Origin of the sequence: Exiguobacterium chiriqhucha RW-2, assembly GCF_000416965.1 — a bacterium.
GTDB classification, from domain to species: Bacteria; Bacillota; Bacilli; order Exiguobacteriales; family Exiguobacteriaceae; genus Exiguobacterium; species Exiguobacterium chiriqhucha.
The window spans coordinates 42114-61686 of sequence record NZ_ATCL01000021.1; the positions used below are offsets into that span (position 1 = coordinate 42114).

Genomic DNA, 19573 nt, shown 5'->3' on the forward strand with positions numbered 1-19573 from the left:
TTCAACTGAAAGAATTCAGAATTTTTAATATATTTTGCCATGGGAACAAGATTCCGTCAACCATGCCTCTCCCTCACTTTGTCATCGCACTCCCCGATTCGCTCGTCCTTGAAAATATGTGGAGAGATAAATCCCAGCGATGACGAACAACAACCCGACAAGCGCGTTCCATGGAATCGTCTCCCCGAGTAACATGCTCGATAGGACGACACCGAATAAGGGAACAAAGAACATATAGAGCGATACCCGGCTGACCGGATTATATTTCATCAGCGTATTCCATAATGTGAACCCGACCGCCGACAAGAGGGCGAGATACAACAAGAAGAAGAGGGTTGTCACGGTGTAAGGCAGGAACACATCCCCTGGCGCAAGCACGTAACCGACGATGAGTAGTCCGAGCGAGCCAATCACCATCGCCCAAGCCGTCATCGGAGCGACGTCATGCGAGCGCGAATAATCTTTGGCAACCAAATTCCCGAACGCGCCTGAGATCATCGCCATAATCAGCAGAATCTCTCCAATCCCAAACCCGACTTCCGCGCTTGCCGTCGGCCAGTTGGCGATGACGATTCCGGAGAATCCGAGCGTAAGGGCAATCCCTTTCAAGCGATTCAAGCGATCATCCTCATAACGAAAATGAGCGAGTGCCATCTGGAAAAATGACGTCGACCCCGCGATAATCGAGCCCTGCACCCCCGTCGAGATCGAAAGACCGATATAGAAGAACAAATATTGTAAGAACGTCAGAAATGCCCCTAAATGCGCATACGCCTTTAGCTTTTCAGCAGTTAAGCGAATCGGACGCTTGAAGACGAGTCGACTGATGACGAGTAAGAGCAGACCGGCCAATAAAAAGCGTTCCCCGGCAAAGAACAGCTGTTGCCCGTATTCGTTTTCCTGGATATCGAGCGCTTCGTAGCTCAGTTTGATGAACGGAAAAGCGCTCCCCCATAAGAACGTGTTGAATAGGGCTAAGAACGTGACCGTCCAAGGGCGTTGAAATACATTCGGCATGACACAAAAACTCCTTAATCTTTTAGTTTGTGAGTGATTACGTTTGGTGCTAAAATAGACTTACACGATAATCATTATAAATAAGGGATTCACCTTTAATTCGCGTAAAACCTAATAATATCAACAATAGATAATGATAATCATCCTCATTCATTATCATTTAACTGATATATATTCTCAATTAGAAAGAGGTGCTCACATGAACACATCAACCGTCACACACGAAAAAAGCCACGTCTTCAAACGGGCCAGCTGGGTCGAACATATCGAGCTCATCATGGCGCTCATCAGTGGTGTATTGATTGTACTCGCATATATCGCGGAAAGACAAGACGGAGCTCCTGCGCTCTACGTCACTCTGTATTTGACCGCCTTTTTAATCGGCGGATATGCCAAAGCCAAGGAAGGCTTGACCGATACATGGGAGACGCGCTCCTTGAACGTCGAGCTACTCATGATTATCGCCGCCATCGGTGCTGCTTCAATCGGGTACTGGATGGAAGGCGCCATCCTAATCTTCATCTTCGCGTTATCAGGCGCCCTTGAGACGTATACGATGAATAAAAATGAGCGTGCCCTTGAATCGCTCATGGAACTCCAACCTGAGCAGGCGACCCGATTGAACAGCTCGGGCGGCCTCGAGGTCGTCCATATCGACGAACTGCGCGTCGGTGACCACATCTACGTAAGACCCGGCGAGCGCATCCCGGTCGACGGTCGGATTTTGAAAGGTAGCGCCTCGATTGAGGAAGCCGCCATCACCGGTGAATCGATTCCGGTCGACCGGAACGTCGGCGATGAGGTATATGGATCAAGCGTAAACTTGAACGGTGTCTTGACGCTCGAAGTGACAAAGCTCGCCACAGAGACATTGTTCCAAAAAATCATTCAAATGGTCCAGCAGGCGCAAGAAGAAAAATCACCGTCCGCCCAGTTCATCGACCGGTACGAGGGACGCTACGTTCAAGTCGTGCTCGCTTCCGTCACGGCAATCATCTTGCTAGGCCCGGTATTGACGTCATGGTCGCTCGAGACGAGCATTTACCGCGGGATGATCCTTCTCGTTGTCGCTTCGCCGTGTGCCCTCGTTGCCGCCATCACGCCGGCGGCACTCGCAGCCATTGCCTCGTCTGCTAAACACGGGATTTTATTCAAAGGCGGTGTCCATATCGAAAATATGGGACGTTTGAAAGCCGTCGCGTTCGATAAGACCGGTACGCTCACAATCGGTAAACCAGAAGTCCAAGCGGCGTTGATTCATCCCGATACGACACAAGAACACGTGTATCGCATTGTCAGCTTGATTGAAGAACATTCGATGCATCCGCTCGCCGAGGCGCTCGTTCAGTACACGGGCAGTTATACGGGGGCGATGGAACACTTTAAAGACGTGACCGGGTCTGGGATTGAAGCGACCATCGACGGTGTCGCTTACCGGGTCGGTAAACAGAAATTCGCCGATCGCAGCCACGACTTTTTCCGCGACGAAGTCGAACGTTTGAAAGCGGCCGGCCACACACTCGTATTCATCAGTGACGAAGAGAAGACAATTGGGGCGTTCGCGCTTCGAGACACGTTACGTCCCGAGGCCAAGCAAGCGATCGAGCGACTCAACCACCTCGGCATCGCCACCATCATGATCACGGGTGACAACGAGGCAACAGCACGCGCCATCGCCTCCGAGGCCGGCTTGACCCGCTATATTGCCGAATGTCTTCCGGAAGAGAAAGTCGAGCACATTAAACGATTGAAACAAGAGTATGGCAGCATCGGCATGATTGGTGACGGGATTAACGACGCCCCTGCCCTCGCGACGGCCGATGTCGGGATTGCGATGGGAGAAGGGACGGACGCCGCTCTCGAGACGGCCGACGTCGTCTTGATGAAGAACGACTTGAACCGCCTAAGCTCGGCCATCAAACAGTCGCGTAAGTTGAATCGGGTCGTCCTCCAAAACGTCGTGTTCGCATTAGGGGTCATCCTCGTCTTGATTGCGACGAACATCTTCGAATTGCTCGTCATGCCATTCGCCGTCGTCGGGCACGAAGGATCGACCATCCTCGTCATTTTGAACGGCCTGCGCTTGCTCAGCACGTCATGGGACTGACAAAATTCGACACCTTCCGAAACCGTCATTGAAAGCCGTTGGCGATTTCGCTATAATTGAAACAATGTGTCTAATTAGACCGGAACTGATTAGGAAGATTGGCTAAAGGTGGTACAGTGTATGAATACGATAGCAGTAATCGGCAAAGTGTTTGTCGATATTAAAGGAACCTCGTTCGCCCCGCTCCATAAAGATGCCAAGAACGTCGGTGACATCGCGTTCTCAAACGGCGGAACCGGCCGTAACGTCGCTCAAAATTTAGGTGTCCTCGGCAATGATGTCCGTTTCGTGTCGACCGTGACGAACGATCAAATCGGAATGGGTGTCCTCGAGGAACTCCGCGGTTTGAATGTGAACGTCGATCACGTCGATTTGCTCGATGACAACGGCATGGGCATGTGGCTGGCCGTCATGGATAACAACGGCGATCTTCAAACGTCGATCTCGAAGCAACCGGACGAGGCGATGATGGAAGAATGTATCCTTCGTCGCATCGATACGGTGTTCGCCGAAAGTCAGGCGGTCGCCATCGACCTCGACTTGTCGGTCAACGTGCTCAACGAGACGATTGAGCTATGCCGCGAGATGAAACTCCCGCTTTACGGCGTGTGTGGCCATCTGTCTGTCATCGAACGGAACCGCCATTTGCTTCAAGGCTTCACCGGCTTCATCTGTAGCCGTGAAGAAGCAGAGATTTTATCTGACATGTCGATCGTCACGGTGGACGATGCGTTACGTGTCGCCGAAGTGCTCGCCATGAAAGGTGCCCCGCTCACAATCGTCACGATGAGTGAACTCGGTGCGGTCTATGTCGACTTGCGTACGAACGAACAAGGCCACGTCCCGACGACGAAAGTGAAAGTCGCCGACTCGACCGGTGCCGGTGACTCGTTCTTCTCCGCTGTCATCTCCGAGTTGATGAAACGTCATCCGATTGAGGATGCGCTCCGACTCGGCATGCGCGTCGCCGGGAAAGTCATCGCCTCGCACGATAACGGCCTGACGCCTGATATGTATGCATCACTCGAACAACCAGCAGCAGATTAACCAAAACGCATCGGCCGCGAGTCGATGCGTTTTGTTCACGATTCGAAATCGAAAGGAACGATTCCATTGGTCAGAACGAAATTACGCAGTGCCATCATCCTCGTGAATGAACATGACGAAGTCGCGCTCATTCGCCGAGAAAAAGAGAACCTCTTGTATTATGTCTTCCCAGGTGGCGGAGTCGAATTCGGCCATACCGCCGAAGAGACGGCCGTCCGTGAGGCGTTCGAAGAGCTCGGCGTCCACGTCGAACTCGAAGGGATCGCCGCTCACGTCGCTTTCAATGGCGAGTTGAACCCGTATTACTGGGCTCGCGTGACCGGTGGCGAATTCGGCACCGGCACGGGCGAAGAGTTTCAAGCCGAACAGACGAACGGTTCATACACACCGATGTGGGTGAAACGCAGCGCGCTCAGCCATTTGCCGGTACGACCGCCGTCACTCGCCGACTTGCTCGCGAACGAGGCCGAGCGCTTTTTCAATAAAACGCTGGCCGAAGACTGATTTTATGTGTAGCCTCCTGACATTTCGGGAAAGAAAGTTTCTAACGATAACGTTCAGGAGGCTCATACATGGATACTACAGAAGTGAAAGAAAAAAAGAATTGGTTCGCCTTCGGGAAGGAGCTGCTTCGTCGCTTCAAAGAACATGATGTTCAAGATTACGGCGCGACGCTCGCTTTTTTTTGGTTCTTATCGATTTTCCCGGGCATCATCTTCATTCTCGCGTTGCTGTCGTTCTTCGACATTTCCCAGGCATCGTTCCAAGAACAGTTAAACAACTTGGCACCCGGGGCGGCCGCGACTGATTTTTTGACCGGGATTTTTGACGCGATTGGCGAACCGCGCGGCGGACTCCTCTCAATCGGTGCGATTTTGGCGATTTGGTCGGCCGCTAAAGGGGTCGAACGCTTGATTAACATGGCGATTCACGCATACGGGGAAGACAACGAACGAAATTTTTTCGTCAGCAAAGGCATCGCGCTCGGCTTGACGCTCTTGCTCGGTGTCGGCGTACTGTTGCTCATCGTCTCGAACGTGTTCGGTTCACAGATCATCGACTTTTTGATGCGCTTCATCCCCATCTCAGGGGCTGACGTCATCTTGATTAACGTGTTCCGCTACGTGTTGACGACCGTCATCTTGATTTTGACGCTCTCGATTTTTTATAAGATTGCTCCTCAACAACACGTGTTTTGGAAGAGCACGATTCCAGGCGCGATCTTCGGCGTCATCGCCTGGCAGCTCGTCTCGCTCGGATTCAGCCTGTACGTCTCGAACTTCGGCAACTACGATTCGACATACGGTTCACTCGGGGGGATTATCGTCACGTTGCTCTGGTTACAATTGACCGGCATGATCATTTTGATCGGGTCAGAAATCAATGCTACTTGGCAACGTTTCTTCAAAACGCCGAGCGAACGTGAGTACGAGAAAAACTATAAGAAAAATAAAAAGTCCAAATCGAAAGATTCGGACGAGGACGAGTATAAAGACATTCCCGTCAACACATACGGGTAACCAAAGAAAGGCGGTCTCTGCAGGAGAGACCGCCTTTTACGTTATGCTTCGACGACATCGAGACGTCCCGTCGCCGGATCGATGACGAATCCGTGGACGTTCGTGCCCGGTGGCAAGAGCGGATGATTTTTGATGAGACTGACCGAGTTGACGACGTTCGCTTCGACCGAGTCAAACCCGTGTAGCCACTTCTCCAAATCCATACCCGACGATTTGAGCGTCTGGAGCGTTTGCGGTTCGATCCCGCGACGCTCCATTTCGCCGATGACCGCGTTTGGGTCGATGGCCGCCATCCCGCAATCATAGTGCCCGATGACGATGACTTCTTCCGCTCCGAGCGCATACAGCGCGACAAGAATGGAACGCATGACCGAACCGAACGGATGTGATAGGACAGCACCCGCATTTTTTATAATTTTAGCATCCCCGTTTTTCAAACCGAGAGCTTTCGGCAGTAACGCCGTCAGACGTGTATCCATACATGTTAAAATGACAATTTTCTTATCGGGGAACTTGTCCGAGACGAACTCTTCGTATTGTTTCTCCGAGACGAATTTTTCATTGAACGCTAACATTTCTTGAACGACTGACATATGGTTCCCTCCTTTTATTTACGCGATGAATCGCGCGACCATCAAACCGATGACCATCCAAGCACCGAACAACGTGTTCACTTTTGCGGTCATCGCCATCGCTGGCATCAATTGAGCCGGTTCCTGTTTGACCCAAAAGCGTTTCACCGCCCGAATCATAATCGGAATGGTCAAGAGTGACAACAGCACCCAAGGCGTCACGCCAAACCCGACGACAGCGACGATAATGCCAATCAACGCCGCGATAAAGAATCCAGCTAAGACGAGAACCGCACGTCGATGTCCGACGAGACAGGCAATCGTTTTGCGCCCGTTCACTTTATCGTTATCTAAGTCGCGAATATTGTTCGCGAGCAAGATGGCCCCGATTAACAGCGCCATCGGGAACGACACGAGCAACAACTCCGTCGTCACCGTTCCGATTTGGATGTATCCTGAAATCCCGATAATGACATACCCCATGAACAGACCGGCGACGAGTTCACCGAACGGCGTATAGGCGATGGGAAGCGGACCTCCTGTATAGAGGAACCCGACGACCATCGACAACACGCCGATCCAAATCAAGTGCCAGCTCGTCGAAGCGGCGATATAAAGACCGAGCACGGCCGCTACCCCGTACATCCCAAGGGCAATCCCGAGGACTTGGCCCGGTGTGAATCCATCGCGTACGATTGAACCGCCGATTCCGATCGATCCTTCATGGTCGAGCCCGCGCTTATAATCGTAATACTCATTGAATAAATTCGTCGCGATTTGAATCAAGACCGAGGCGATGAGCATCGCTAGGAACAGTCCCCATTTCAATTCGACTTGCCCGAGGACGATGAACGTCCCTAACAGCACCGGTATGAAGCTCGCCGTCAATGTGTGCGGACGAATCATGCGCCAATAGGCACCTTTCTCTCTCTTCTTCATGCACTTCCCTCCCTTCGTTAGTTTACGTCTCTTTAAAAAAATCTGTCAATGCCAGTCGCTCGAACGGTTCCCTTCACTTTCCCGAGCATTTGACGGCCAGTTCTGCCGTGAAGTCATGATACACTAAAGAATGAGAATTCCATTGGATTGAGGAGGCTTTTCTTACATGCCAGATACTCAAACACACATTAAACAACGAATCGAGCAAGCCCATAAACGGGCACGTGCTTGGCAACGGCCGGTCTTGGCCTCCTACACGTGGGAGATCCCTTCGTTCGACGCGTTTCATATCATTCAAAATACCGAAACGTCCCATTATTATTTTTCGACACCCGACCGCTCCCTCGAGATGCTCGGATGTGCCGATGCGCTCGTGTTGACGGCTTCTGGCCCGGAACGGTTCCAACGGTTGCAATATGATTGGAGCCTGCACCGCCGGGACGTCGATGCGGTCATTTATGCGTTCTCAGGCTTCTCGTTCGACACGTTCATCCGCCCCCAGAAAAATATGTGGGAAGCGTTCGGCGAAGCGTCATTGGTCGTGCCTAAATTTTTATATCGCCGTTCGGGTGACAAACACACGTTGACCGTCTCGACACTCGTCTCCGCGAAACGTTCAGTCGAACAATATTTGATTCAACTGGCCGATCAGCTCGCCCAGTTCAACGCGTTGCACGCTCCCGACGAGCAGGCACCGACCTACTCTCAAGTGAAAGATGGCGTCGACCACTTCAAGTCGAGCTTCCAACAAGCCAAATTGAACATCTCGGAAGAACGTGTCGAGAAAATCGTCATCGCCCGTGAAGAGATTTATCAAACATCAGAAGATCCGTTCCCGTTCGCGACAACGTTACGCCATTTGTCAGAACATCAAACGGGCAGTTACGTCTTCTTATATCAACCGAAGCGCGAAATCGGCTTTTTCGGGGCGACCCCAGAGCGCCTCGTCAAAAAGCAAGGACCGTATATCGAAACGGCCGCTATCGCCGGGACGATTAAACGACCGGACACAGAAATCGAGGCGGATGCTGCCAAACAGACGCTGTTGCACGACGCCAAAAATTTAGAGGAACATCAAATCGTCGTGAAGGACATTAAAAATGCCCTCACCCCATACGCTGCTACCATCAAGGCACCCGAGACGCCGCGTATATTAGAAAATCGCTCGGTGTTCCATCTGCATACACCGATTCAAGCGACGCTCGACACGAATGCGTCCTTGCTGTCCATCATCGAGTCGCTCCACCCGACCCCCGCGCTCGGCGGTTCACCGAAACGGACGTCTGTCCGCTTATTGCGTGAGATTGAGCGCTTCGACCGCGGTTGGTACGGTTCGCCGTTCGGCTGGTTGAATACGGAAGGAGAAGGCGAATTCGTCGTCTCAATCCGATCCGCCCTCGTGCATCACCAATTCGTGGCGCTATACGCAGGCTGTGGAATCGTCCAAGAGTCTGAGCTCGAAGCGGAACTCGCCGAGACGGAAATCAAGCTCAGTCCAATCAAGCAAGCACTCGGGTTGGACAAAGTAAGCGCAGGAGGCAATCAAGCATGAATGAAACGTTAACGGATTGGGTCGCCCAGATGATGAACCGGCTCGTCGAACAAGGCGTCGAGGATATCGTCATCAGTCCCGGTTCGCGCTCGACCCCGCTGGCCATGGCCGCTTATCTTCATCCGAGCGTCCGTCATCATATCATCGTCGATGAACGTTCGGCCGCCTTCTTCGCTCTCGGCTTGACCCGCTCCACCTCATCGTTGCGACCGGTCGCGCTCATCTGCACGAGCGGCACCGCCGCGACCAATTACTTTTCTGCGGTAGCCGAGGCGAACATCTCGCAACTGCCGCTCATCGTATTGACGACGGATCGCCCGCACGAACTACGGAACGTGGGCGCCCCTCAAGCAATCGATCAAGTCCGACTGTACGGCGAACACGTCAAAGCGAGTATCGACCTCCCTGTTCCTGAAGCCGCCAGTCAGCGTTATATGGAACAAGCGGTGACCCGAATCGTCCGGACGAGCCTGCACGCCCCGTTCGGGCCGGTCCACATGAACATCCCGTTCCGCGAGCCGTTAGTGCCGGACATCGAACGCTTAACGTCACTGCTTGACGGGAACGCCGAATGGTCTGAACCGACTTATCTCAAGCCGACAACAAGTGACGTGAACCGGTTCAAACGAGAAATCGATGTCGCGCATCTCGCCTTTCTTGTCGGTCCTGGGACGCCGACGTCATGGCTCGAACCGATTTATCAGACGGCACGGACGTATCAAATCCCGATTTTCGCCGACCCGTTAAGCGGGATGCGCCGATTTGATCACGTGCTGACGAACTACGACACGTGGCTCGCGAGCGAGCATCGGACGGAATGGACGCCTGACACGGTCGTCCGCTTCGGCGCCGCTCCTGTCTCGAAACGATTGAACCAGTGGCTCCAGGACGTCCCGTGCGTCTTGATTGAGCAACCGGGCTCGTTCCGCGACCCGTCAAATCATGCTACGGTCGTGTACGGAGATGCGATTGATTATGTAGCCGCCATCAACAAAAACTATGACGTCGACTTATTCGATCGGTTCGCGTTGTTCGAACAGATCACCGAATCCGCGAAACCTGCTTTGAGCGGAGAAAGTGCATTGACGCGTCATTTGCTAGCGTCACGTCTCGAACGCATCTTCGTTAGCAATAGCATGCCGATTCGTGATATCGATACGACACTTTCAGCCGGTCAGTCGATTGACGTCGTCGCCAACCGCGGGGCGAATGGGATTGACGGCATCATCTCGAGCGCGCTCGGTGCCTGTCACGATACGGACAAGGCCGCCCTGTTGATTGGCGACTTGGCGTTTTATCATGACAGCAACGCGCTCCAGCTCGTCAGATCGCACCCAGGTACGTTCTCCATCGTCGTCGTCAACAACGACGGGGGCGGCATCTTCTCCTTCTTGCCACAAGCTTCGATTGCACCGCAAATGTTCGAGGACTTGTTCGGGACGCCGCTGCAGTTGAATCTACGTGGGTTCGCTGACACGTACGGGCTCAGCTATCAACGGCTCGAGCAGCCTGAAGACGTCACGGCCGCCATCGAGGCGGGCGTCCAACTCATCGAGTTCCCATCCGACCGTACGACGAACGTGGCGGAGCACCGTCTTTGGACTGCCTCGCTCACGGACCGCTTGGCGACGGGGAATGAGTCGTGATGCGTCCGCTGCGAGGCGTCTCGTACGAGGTGCTCGAACGCGGCAACGGGCGGCCGGTCTTGCTGTTGCACGGCTTCACAGGAAACGCGGGATGGCTTTCCCGCTTCCCGGAACTACCCGTCCGACTCGTCGCCCCGACACTGTTGCAACATGGTGAAACGGGCCATCAGCCGGTCGAGCGTGCCAAGATGAGTCAACAGGTAAAAGACTTGTCGGCGCTACTCGATACGGACGAAGGTCCGTGGACGGTCGTCGGTTACTCGCTCGGCGGACGTATCGGCATGACACTCGCCGCCTATGATGATCGGGTCACCCATTTCATTGGGATTAGCACGACGCCCGGACTCAGTGCGGCCGAACGTCGACAACGCCGGCTTCAAGACGAAAAGCTCGCCGAATTCATCGAGCAAGCAGGACTGGAGGCGTTCGTCGACCGTTGGGAACAGCTTCCGCTCTGGCATCAGACTGATGAGATGCGTGCCGCACTCCGTCCTGAGCGGTTGGCCCAACGTCCAGCCGCACTCGCGGACAGCCTCCGCGCCATCGGGACGGGTAGCATGCCGTCGCTCTGGCCGCTACTCGACCGTTTACCTCGCACCGATTTGATCGTCGGAGAACACGATGTGAAGTTTCAACAGATTGCTAGGAACATGCAGTTGATTCGTCCCGATATTGAAATTCATGAAATTTCGGACGCATCTCATGCTCCACATGTCGAGAATGCCCAACAATTTGGTACAATGATAGAGAAATTGATTTTAGGGGGAATTTAAATGGAATCAGTAGCAAACTGGACATCGGTCCGCACGTACGAAGATATCAAGTACGAGAAGTGGAATGGCATCGCCAAAATCACCATCAACCGTCCGGAAGTACGGAACGCGTTCCGTCCACTCACGGTAAACGAGCTCATCGACGCGTTCGCACGCGCCCGTGACGATAAAGAAGTCGGTGCCATCATCTTGACTGGTGAAGGCGATCAAGCCTTCTGCTCAGGCGGCGACCAAAAAGTACGAGGCCACGGCGGCTACGTCGGTGACGACGAGATTCCACGCTTGAACGTCCTCGACCTTCAACGCTTGATTCGCGTCATCCCGAAACCAGTTATCGCCATGGTAGCCGGTTATGCGATCGGTGGCGGACACGTCTTGCACGTCGTCTGTGACTTGACGATTGCAGCCGACAACGCCCGTTTCGGTCAAACTGGACCAAAAGTGGGCTCGTTCGATGCCGGTTACGGTTCAGGTTACTTGGCTCGCATCATCGGCCACAAGAAAGCACGCGAAATCTGGTACCTCTGCCGTCAATACGACGCACAGCAAGCGCTTGACATGGGACTCGTCAACACGGTCGTCCCACTCGAGCAACTTGAAGCCGAGACGATCCAATGGTGCCAAGAGATCTTGCAACACTCTCCGACGGCACTTCGCTTCTTGAAGGCAGCGATGAACGCCGACACGGACGGACTTGCAGGACTTCAACAGCTTGCCGGCGACGCGACGCTTCTCTACTACACGACAGACGAAGCGAAAGAAGGACGCGACGCTTTCAAAGAAAAACGCGACCCAGACTTCGGTCAGTTCCCGCGTTTCCCGTAAATCGACAAAGAGTAGCGACTTCGCTACTCTTTTTTTGGAGGTCCTGATGATGAATCGTTATGTGACACAACATCGACGTGATGCCATGGCACTCGTCACCGCGTCCGTCAGTTTGACCTGGGCCGAGTTAAGCACGGAGAGTGCCCGTTTGGCCCACTTCCTGGAAAGGGTCGCACCCGAAGCCCGCCATATCGGATTACGCGCTGCGAACAGCGCTGATTATGTCATCGCTGTCCATGCCATCCAGTTACTCGGAAAAGTGCTCGTTCCGCTCAACACGCGGTTGACGATGAGCGAACTGGCAGGACAAATCGAGACGGCCGATATCGATGTATTGCTCGTCGATGAACCGATTGAACTGTCGATCACCCAATTCGCGTTGACGTCACGAGATGAGGCGTCACTCGCCACACCGCACGAGTGGGCAGACGATGAAGTCATGTCGCTCATGTTCACCTCAGGCACGACCGGTCGAGCCAAGGCCGTAAAGCAGACGTTCGGCAATCACATCGCGAGCGCCGAGGCGGCCAAGACGCGCCTCGGATATGGGATGAGTGATCGGATGCTCATCGTGACGCCACTCTTCCATATGAGCGGACTCGCCCAAGTGTATCGGAGCGCCCGTTTCGGTTCGACATTATACGTCGAACCGAAGTTCGATGTCGTCCGGACACTCGAGTTGATTGAGACGGCAAGAATCACCCACATCTCGCTTGTCGCCGTCATGCTTCAGCGTCTCCTCGACGCAGGTCTTTCCCGCCATCAGCTACGACTTCTGCTCGTCGGTGGTGGTCCCGTACCGCGCCCGTTGCTCGAAGAAGCCGAGCGGCGGCAGTTACCGGTCGCCCAGACGTACGGAATGACGGAGACGTGTTCGCAAGTCGCGACGCTCTTGCCATCCGAGGCGCTCGCCCACATCGGTTCGAGCGGTCAATCGATTGCGCCGACCCAACTCCGTATCAATGCGGATGGGGAGATTGAAGTGAACGGACCGACGGTGACCCCTGGTTACTATAGACAGCCAGAGGCCGACGCCTGGACGCCCGACGGCTATTGGCAGACCGGTGATCTCGGCACAATCAAGGACGGTTACTTGTACGTCCATGACCGTCGCAGTGACTTGATTATCTCTGGCGGCGAGAACATTTATCCAGCCGAAATCGAGAGCGTGTTATTGCGTTGCCAGGGCATTCAAGACGTAGGGGTCGTCGGTCGTCCCGACCCGACTTGGGGAGCGATACCTGTCGCCTTCACGGTCGGTACGTTCGATTTCGATGAGGCAATTCAGCTGTTGCACGACCATCTGGCGTCTTATAAACATCCGAAAGCATGGATTGCCGTCGACGAGTTGCCTCGTAACGCCAACGGTAAATTGATGCGTCATCGCTTAAAGGAGGCTGACCATGATTCGTCGCGCTGAACTGTATATCGTCCCCCTCACGTTCAAACATCCGATTGTCACCGCCCACGCCGTGTTGACGACGAGACGGACGGCCATCCTCCGTCTGGAGACGGTCGACGGTGTTGTCGGCTACGGGGAAGGTGTCGCGTTCGAGACGCCATGGTATACGGCTGAGACCGTCCGCTCCGTCATCGATACGTCCGCTTTAATTATCCAACTGTTGAAAGGAATGACGTTGTCCGCCGCCTCGTTCGGTACCCATGTCAGCTCCATCATCGGCCACCCGATGGCGAAAGCGATGTGGGAGAGCGCTCTATGGGAAGTGGAAGCGGCCCGCGCGAATCAGACATTAAAACAATACGTCCAAGCCGGCGACACCGTGGCCTGTGGCCGGACCATCGGCATCGGTCTGCTCAGTCAAACATTGAACGCCATCGAGTCTGCGCTCGCGTCCGGATTCGACCGGATCAAGTTAAAAGCGTCCCCGCATGAACTACTCCCTGCGCTCGGCGAAATTCGGAACAATTTTCCGGACGCCCCGCTCATGATTGATTTGAACGGAAGTGGCTCCGAGCAACCGCTTGACTGGTTTGAGGCGTTAGATACCTACCGTCTCTTGATGATTGAGCAGCCTTATCCGAGCACACATTGGGTCGAGACAGCAGACTTGCAGGCACGGCTCGCCACACCGATTTGTCTCGATGAATCGATTAGCTCGGCTCAAGACGTGGCGACGATGCATCGACTTCGAGCCGGTCGCATCGTCAATATCAAACCGGCCCGCGTCGGCGGCTGGAGCGAGGCACTCGCGATTCGCGATAGCGGCACCCCCTACTGGGTCGGTGGTATGTATGAGTCCTCCATCGGCCGTTATCACACGCTCTTATTCGCCTCAATGAGCGGAGCCGCCTACCCGGCCGATATGGCCGGGACGAGCGTTTACTTCGAGACCGATTTGCTCGATACCCCGCTCGAGGTCGAGAACGGACAGTTGATGCTTCCCGATCAAGTCGCACCGGATTGGACGACAATCGAGCAACTGAGCGAACAGACGATTCGACTCCTGTAAAAACTCCGCAAAAAAGGCGGCAGACCTCGCGTCTGCCGCCTTTTCATCGTTAACGGAATGTGCCCGTCAACACTTCATAGCCGTCTTTCGTGACGACGACCGTGTGCTCGAATTGAGAGACGAGGCTGTTGTTCGGGGTGAACAACGACCAGCCGTCTTCTTCCGATTGATAGACGATTTCGTCTTGCGTCGAGATGAACGTCTCGACGGCAATAACTTGACCTTCTTTCAAGATGTCGTTTTCTTCACGACTATAGTAGTTCGAGATCGTCTCCGGCTCCCCGTGAAGGGTGCGCCCAAGACCATGGCCCGCCAAGTTGCGGATGACCGTGAAGCCGTTCTTCCGGGCATCGGCATAAATCGCCTTGCCGATTTGGTTGACCTTGACGCCCGCCTTCACTTTACTGAGACCTGCTTCGAGCGAGGTCAATGATACTTCGACCAAACGCTCGTGTTTAGCCGATTTCGGCGTGCCCGCGATGACCGTACGCCCAGTGTCGGCATAGTAGCCATCCTTCACGGCCGATACATCGACGTTGACCACGTCCCCGTCTTGGATGACAAGGTCGCCCGGAATCCCGTGGGCTGCGACTTCATTGATGGAGATGCACGTGTAGCCTGGGAACTCATACATCGTAATCGGGGCCGAGGCGGCCCCTTCCGCTTCCAAAATACGTTGTCCAATCTCATCCAACTGTTTCGTCGTCATGCCCGGTTTGACCGCTTTCGCCATCTCGTCGCGCGCCAAGGCGACAATCCGTCCAATCTCACGCAATGCATCGTAATCATAATCTAACATCGTTTTCCCTCTCAATCTAATAGTCGATTTTGATATAAGAACTCTTCTGATAAATCCGCAAACAAGAACATGCCATCCGGTAACGGATAACTGAACGTCCGTGTCACTTCGTTCGAGCTGAAGTCACGATAATCCTCGGACAAGTAGCCTCGTCCGCGCACGTCCATCGCCGCCATCGTGCGAATGAAGTACGGCCGGAAACTCCAGTTATAGCCGCGATACGTATTGTCGACCGTCCAATTCGACTGCGCCTGATAGACGTTCGCGCTCGTCTGGAACCCGGTTTGGTCCGTCAAATAGTAACGGACGAACGTTCCTTCGAGTTTCGGCGCAATATGGAGCAACCATTCATCTTTTTTATCGCGCGACCACTTCCCGCTTTGGACGAGGTCGTGAATTTGTTTATGGAGTTCGAACTCAAGCTCATACAATCGCTTAATCCGCTCTTGATCGTGCAAGAAAAATGACGGCACTTCTTGTGTCAAGACGCTCATGCCTTTCGCTTCGCGCGGCGGTGTCGCATCACCTTGACCAAGGAGTCCACCCATATAATAACGTCCGCCGTGACGCCACGCATAACGCAGCTGTCCGAGGTGATCAATCGATTTGTACAGGAGCGGTGCCCCGAGACGGGAAGCGATATATTCCATCGTCTGAAGCATTTGCGGATACGTGACCGATAACGTCTTCTTCTCGACCATCGTCGCCAAATCGACGAGTAGCATCTCAGGCGCCACCGTCATGATATCTTCAATGCTTGTCGACTCAGCGAAGTCGAGCGCGACTTTGACACCGGACGAACGATAATATTGGACGACTCGCGACAAACGTGACACGTCGACGAGATCGGTCCCTTGAAGCGTCACATAAATGCGATGGAGCGGGAAGTTCAACTCCCGCAGCGGGGCCAAAAACGCCTCGCCGCCTTGATCGAGAATCCATTCCGACCGACATCGGAACGTGACGAATTGCGTTTCGTCCCGCAACTGTTCGGCCGCAAGACGCTCCATTCGTTTAGCGATATCGAGCTGGTACTCAAGCGGAACGTCATCGTCATAAAAGAAAGGCGTGAGCGACTCGCCCCTGAACTGCCCATGCACCATATACCCCTCTACTTGAAAGGTAGCAGCCCCGAGAATCGGTTCAAATGTCACTTCGACTTCCTCTGGGTTCATCATCACATCCACTGCATCCACCTTGATCACCTCGTCTTTTTTTCTAAACACGAAAGCGAGCTGGGCTCAGCTCGCTCGTGTATGCACATACATATAGGCACCGAAACAAGCAATGAAATATACGATACTCATCACACCGTACCCGATTCCCATCTTCCCACCGACGCCGATGGCCATCACCAGCCAAATCATGGCGCCGAACAGGAGCGTGGCGACCGGGATATATCGGAAATTCGGACGCTCGGTCCGCGTTATAATCGGTTTCAAAGCCAGGACGCACGCCAATAGTATGACGAGACCAAAACCTAGTTCAATCATCCGTTGACACCTCATTTTTCTGTCTCTACTCGTTTAGTGTAGCATGACACCAAAAAAAAAACCGCAAATCCACTTAGGGAGATGCGGTTTTGGGTTATTGATTAGTCACGCGGACGGCGTGGGCCACGGTCGTCTGAACGACGACGGTCTTCTCCACCCGTGCGTTTGCCACGGTATCCACCGCCGCCACCGCTGCGTCCACCACGGTCACCGCCGCCACGACGTTCGCCGCCGCCACTGCGATTTCCACGGTATCCACCACGGTCGTTGCGTCCACCTTGACGTTTGACGCGAACTGGTTCTGCATACGAGATTTCAACCGGAGTTGAATCTGGCTCTTTCGTCAATCCACGAAGTGCCGCTGCGAGAAGCTCGACTGCTTCGTACTCTTCAAGAAGCTCAGTCGCAAGTTGCGTGTAAGCTTTGAAGTCGCCCGCTTGTACACGTTCGATCAAATCTTCAGCCGATTGCTTTTGGTTGCCCTCAAGCACTTCTGCGATTGTCGGAACGTGACGACGGTTCATCTTCTTGTTTGTTACGCGTTCGATTGCTTTGACTTGACCGAATTCACGTGGCGTGATGAACGTAAGAGCTGTACCTGTTTTACCAGCACGGCCTGTACGTCCGATACGGTGCACGTAGCTTTCCGGGTCTTGTGGGACGTCAAAGTTGTAAACGTGTGTAACGCCTGTGATATCAAGACCACGTGCCGCTACGTCTGTTGCGACCAAGATGTCAATCGTGCTGTTTTTGAAGCGACGAATGACTTGGTCACGTTTTGATTGCGTTAAGTCACCGTGAAGACCATCAGCCGTGTAACCACGTTTGATAAGTGCTTCTGTCACTTCGTCAACACGTTTCTTCGTACGAGCGAAGATGATGCTGAGTTCTGGTGAGTCGATGTCGATCAAACGGCAAAGCGTATCGAATTTTTGGCCTTCGCGCAATTCGAGGAATTGTTGGTTGATGTTCTCAACTGTCATTTCCTTCGCTTTGACTTTGATGATTGTCGGCGACTTCATGAAGCGCTCAGCAATCTTCTTGATTTGTGGTGGCATTGTTGCAGAGAAGAGAAGCGTTTGACGTTCAGCCGGAAGGCCTTTCAAAATCATCTCGATATCTTCAACGAAGCCCATGTTGAGCATTTCATCTGCCTCATCCAAGATCACTGTTTGGATCTCGTCGAGTTTGATCGTCTTGCGTTTCATGTGGTCCATGAGACGTCCAGGTGTCGCAACGACGATTTGTGGGTTCTTTTTCAAACCACGGATTTGGCGGTCGATTTGTTGGCCACCGTATACTGGAAGTGCGTAAACGCGCTTCGCTTCACCAATTTTGTTCAATTCTTCTGCAACTTGAATCGCAAGTTCACGTGTCGGTGCAAGAACAAGTGCTTGGACTTGACGTGCCTTTGTATCGATTCGCTCAATTGTCGGAATACCGAAAGCTGCTGTTTTCCCTGTACCTGTTTGCGCTTGACCTAATACGTCCACTCCTGTGAGTGCGACAGGAATTGTCTCAGCTTGGATCGGTGTAGCTTCTTCGAAGCCCATTTTGAGTACACCTTTTACTAATACTTCACTTAACTGTAAATCTTGGAATTTTGTCAAATTATATTCTCCTTTTTTCATACAAAAAACGTCTGAGGTTTAGTTCTACAGACGTTTTTACAATGTTTCCTCGTAGTCAACTCTTACTACTATAACGCATTTGTTTCTAAAATGAAAGAAATACATTCTAAAACTTTTTATAGCCACCTGGACATGAGTTATCTTATTTCAATTTATAGCCATTGTCGAGTTTTTCAACTTGCTTTTCTTTCAGCAGTTTCCCGAGCGCCCGTTTGAACGCTGCTTTACTCATCCCGAACTCACGATCAATCACATCCGGCGCCGTCTTGTCGCCGTAAGGCATTTGGCCGCCGCGCTCTTCAATGTAGGCACGGATACTTTCCGCATCCGGGTCGATCGCCTCATAGGCCCGAGGTTTCATTGAGACGAGGACCGTCCCGTCTTGCTTCACTTGTGTCACGCGCACCGTCAATTGCTCACCGAGGCGCGGCCAACGTGTCATCTCTGCTTCATGTAGGAAGCCAAGCGACTCGTTCTCGACCCAGACGTTCACACCGACGTCGCGTCGATTGACGACGATCGCCTGCACATCTTGGTTGCCCCACTCTTCTTTGGCGGGACGCGCCAATAAGTTCAAGTACGCATAATGAGCCGGTTCGCCGAGGAGGCGGCTCTTTTGGTCGTACTTGAGACGAATGCATAGCTTGTCTCCTTCTTTCGGCCAATACGACCGGTTCTCAGGAAGATCATCTAATGAGACGAGTACATCTTTTTGAATCCCGATATTGACGAACACACCTGTGTTATACCGGACCCCTGTCACTTCATACCATTCATAGTCATCGAACGTGACACTAGGAATCGTCATCGTCGAAGCGAGACGTCCTTCCGAGTCGTGATAAAGGAAGACGCGTACCGTCTGTCCGACCGCAACTTCTTCTGTTTGTTCTTTTCGATGAAGGAGTACCTCTTCGCGACCGTTACCGATAAACACTCCAAAATCAGCTGAACGTTCCGCGACCAAGTCTACTACTTCTCCTGCACGTAATGCCATACAATCCACATCCTTTTTCATCTATTACTGTCAGTATACCTACCTACACACGTTCCTAATCATATCATGTTCGATTTCATTGCTCCGCTTAATTGTGTCTAAATTGTGAACGAGAGACGAAGACGCATATGACCGATTGGCGAGCATTCTAACGTCTTTATTTCAAATTTTGTGACAATTTTGTGAA

At 53.1% G+C, this 19573-nt stretch carries 18 protein-coding genes; 10 read left to right on the forward strand and 8 right to left on the reverse strand.

Annotated elements, in window-relative coordinates:
- Window positions 1–81: 81 nt before the first annotated feature.
- The gene (locus tag M467_RS29255) at window positions 82–1017 is read right to left on the reverse strand and encodes a DMT family transporter (RefSeq protein WP_021067774.1); all 936 of its coding nucleotides are present in this window, start codon (window positions 1015–1017) and stop codon (window positions 82–84) included.
- 199 nt (window positions 1018–1216) lie between these two features.
- Here M467_RS29255 and M467_RS29260 point away from each other — a divergent pair, with 199 nt between their 5' ends.
- From M467_RS29260 to M467_RS29270, 4 genes are all read left to right on the forward strand, one after another.
- Window positions 1217–3124, forward strand: coding sequence for a heavy metal translocating P-type ATPase (locus M467_RS29260; protein ID WP_021067775.1), 1908 nt, complete (start codon window positions 1217–1219; stop codon window positions 3122–3124).
- Window positions 3125–3244: 120 nt separating this feature from the next.
- Window positions 3245–4171, forward strand: a complete 927-nt coding sequence (locus M467_RS29265) for a carbohydrate kinase family protein (protein WP_021067776.1) — start codon at window positions 3245–3247, stop codon at window positions 4169–4171.
- A gap of 66 nt (window positions 4172–4237) precedes the next feature.
- On the forward strand, window positions 4238–4675 hold the full coding sequence (locus tag M467_RS0116040; RefSeq protein WP_034797425.1) for an NUDIX domain-containing protein: 438 nt from the start codon (window positions 4238–4240) through the stop codon (window positions 4673–4675).
- A 68-nt stretch (window positions 4676–4743) separates the two neighbouring features.
- Window positions 4744–5691, forward strand: coding sequence for a YihY/virulence factor BrkB family protein (locus M467_RS29270; protein WP_021067778.1), 948 nt, complete (start codon window positions 4744–4746; stop codon window positions 5689–5691).
- A gap of 41 nt (window positions 5692–5732) precedes the next feature.
- On the opposite strand, the gene M467_RS29275 is transcribed toward M467_RS29270, so the two are convergent.
- Window positions 5733–6284, reverse strand: a complete 552-nt coding sequence (locus tag M467_RS29275; RefSeq protein ID WP_021067779.1) for a beta-class carbonic anhydrase — start codon at window positions 6282–6284, stop codon at window positions 5733–5735.
- 18 nt (window positions 6285–6302) lie between these two features.
- Window positions 6303–7202 carry a 1,4-dihydroxy-2-naphthoate polyprenyltransferase gene (locus tag M467_RS29280; RefSeq protein WP_021067780.1) on the reverse strand — a complete coding sequence of 300 codons (900 nt, stop codon included), beginning with the start codon at window positions 7200–7202 and terminating at the stop codon, window positions 6303–6305.
- A 166-nt stretch (window positions 7203–7368) separates the two neighbouring features.
- Between M467_RS29280 and M467_RS29285 the strand changes: the two genes are divergently transcribed.
- From M467_RS29285 to menC, 6 genes are read left to right on the forward strand one after another with little or no spacing between them, the layout of a single operon-like run.
- Window positions 7369–8754: an isochorismate synthase gene (locus tag M467_RS29285; protein ID WP_021067781.1), complete on the forward strand. Its 1386-nt coding sequence runs from the start codon at window positions 7369–7371 to the stop codon at window positions 8752–8754.
- On the forward strand, window positions 8751–10400 hold the full coding sequence (gene menD / locus M467_RS29290) for a 2-succinyl-5-enolpyruvyl-6-hydroxy-3-cyclohexene-1-carboxylic-acid synthase (RefSeq protein WP_021067782.1): 1650 nt from the start codon (window positions 8751–8753) through the stop codon (window positions 10398–10400). The genes M467_RS29285 and menD overlap by 4 nt, the downstream gene beginning before the upstream one ends.
- Window positions 10400–11173, forward strand: a complete 774-nt coding sequence (locus M467_RS29295; protein ID WP_021067783.1) for an alpha/beta fold hydrolase — start codon at window positions 10400–10402, stop codon at window positions 11171–11173. Before menD ends, M467_RS29295 begins: the two co-directional genes overlap by 1 nt.
- The gene (gene menB, locus M467_RS29300; RefSeq protein ID WP_021067784.1) at window positions 11174–11998 is read left to right on the forward strand and encodes a 1,4-dihydroxy-2-naphthoyl-CoA synthase; all 825 of its coding nucleotides are present in this window, start codon (window positions 11174–11176) and stop codon (window positions 11996–11998) included.
- Window positions 11999–12047: 49 nt separating this feature from the next.
- A complete protein-coding gene (gene menE, locus M467_RS29305; RefSeq protein WP_021067785.1) occupies window positions 12048–13418 on the forward strand; it encodes an o-succinylbenzoate--CoA ligase in 1371 nt (456 codons plus the stop codon).
- Window positions 13402–14469: an o-succinylbenzoate synthase gene (gene menC, locus M467_RS29310; RefSeq protein WP_021067786.1), complete on the forward strand. Its 1068-nt coding sequence runs from the start codon at window positions 13402–13404 to the stop codon at window positions 14467–14469. Before menE ends, menC begins: the two co-directional genes overlap by 17 nt.
- Window positions 14470–14518: 49 nt before the next feature.
- On the opposite strand, the gene map is transcribed toward menC, so the two are convergent.
- From map to M467_RS29335, 5 genes are all read right to left on the reverse strand, one after another.
- Window positions 14519–15268, reverse strand: coding sequence for a type I methionyl aminopeptidase (map, locus tag M467_RS29315; RefSeq protein WP_021067787.1), 750 nt, complete (start codon window positions 15266–15268; stop codon window positions 14519–14521).
- Window positions 15269–15279: 11 nt separating this feature from the next.
- Window positions 15280–16464 carry an EAL-associated domain-containing protein gene (locus M467_RS29320; protein ID WP_029596040.1) on the reverse strand — a complete coding sequence of 395 codons (1185 nt, stop codon included), beginning with the start codon at window positions 16462–16464 and terminating at the stop codon, window positions 15280–15282.
- Between the two features lie 45 nt (window positions 16465–16509).
- The gene (locus M467_RS29325; RefSeq protein WP_021067789.1) at window positions 16510–16761 is read right to left on the reverse strand and encodes a hypothetical protein; all 252 of its coding nucleotides are present in this window, start codon (window positions 16759–16761) and stop codon (window positions 16510–16512) included.
- Window positions 16762–16862: 101 nt separating this feature from the next.
- Window positions 16863–18371, reverse strand: a complete 1509-nt coding sequence (gene cshA, locus M467_RS29330) for a degradosome RNA helicase CshA (RefSeq protein ID WP_087576473.1) — start codon at window positions 18369–18371, stop codon at window positions 16863–16865.
- Between the two features lie 163 nt (window positions 18372–18534).
- On the reverse strand, window positions 18535–19386 hold the full coding sequence (locus tag M467_RS29335; protein WP_029596042.1) for a CvfB family protein: 852 nt from the start codon (window positions 19384–19386) through the stop codon (window positions 18535–18537).
- Between the last annotated feature and the right edge of the window lie 187 nt (window positions 19387–19573).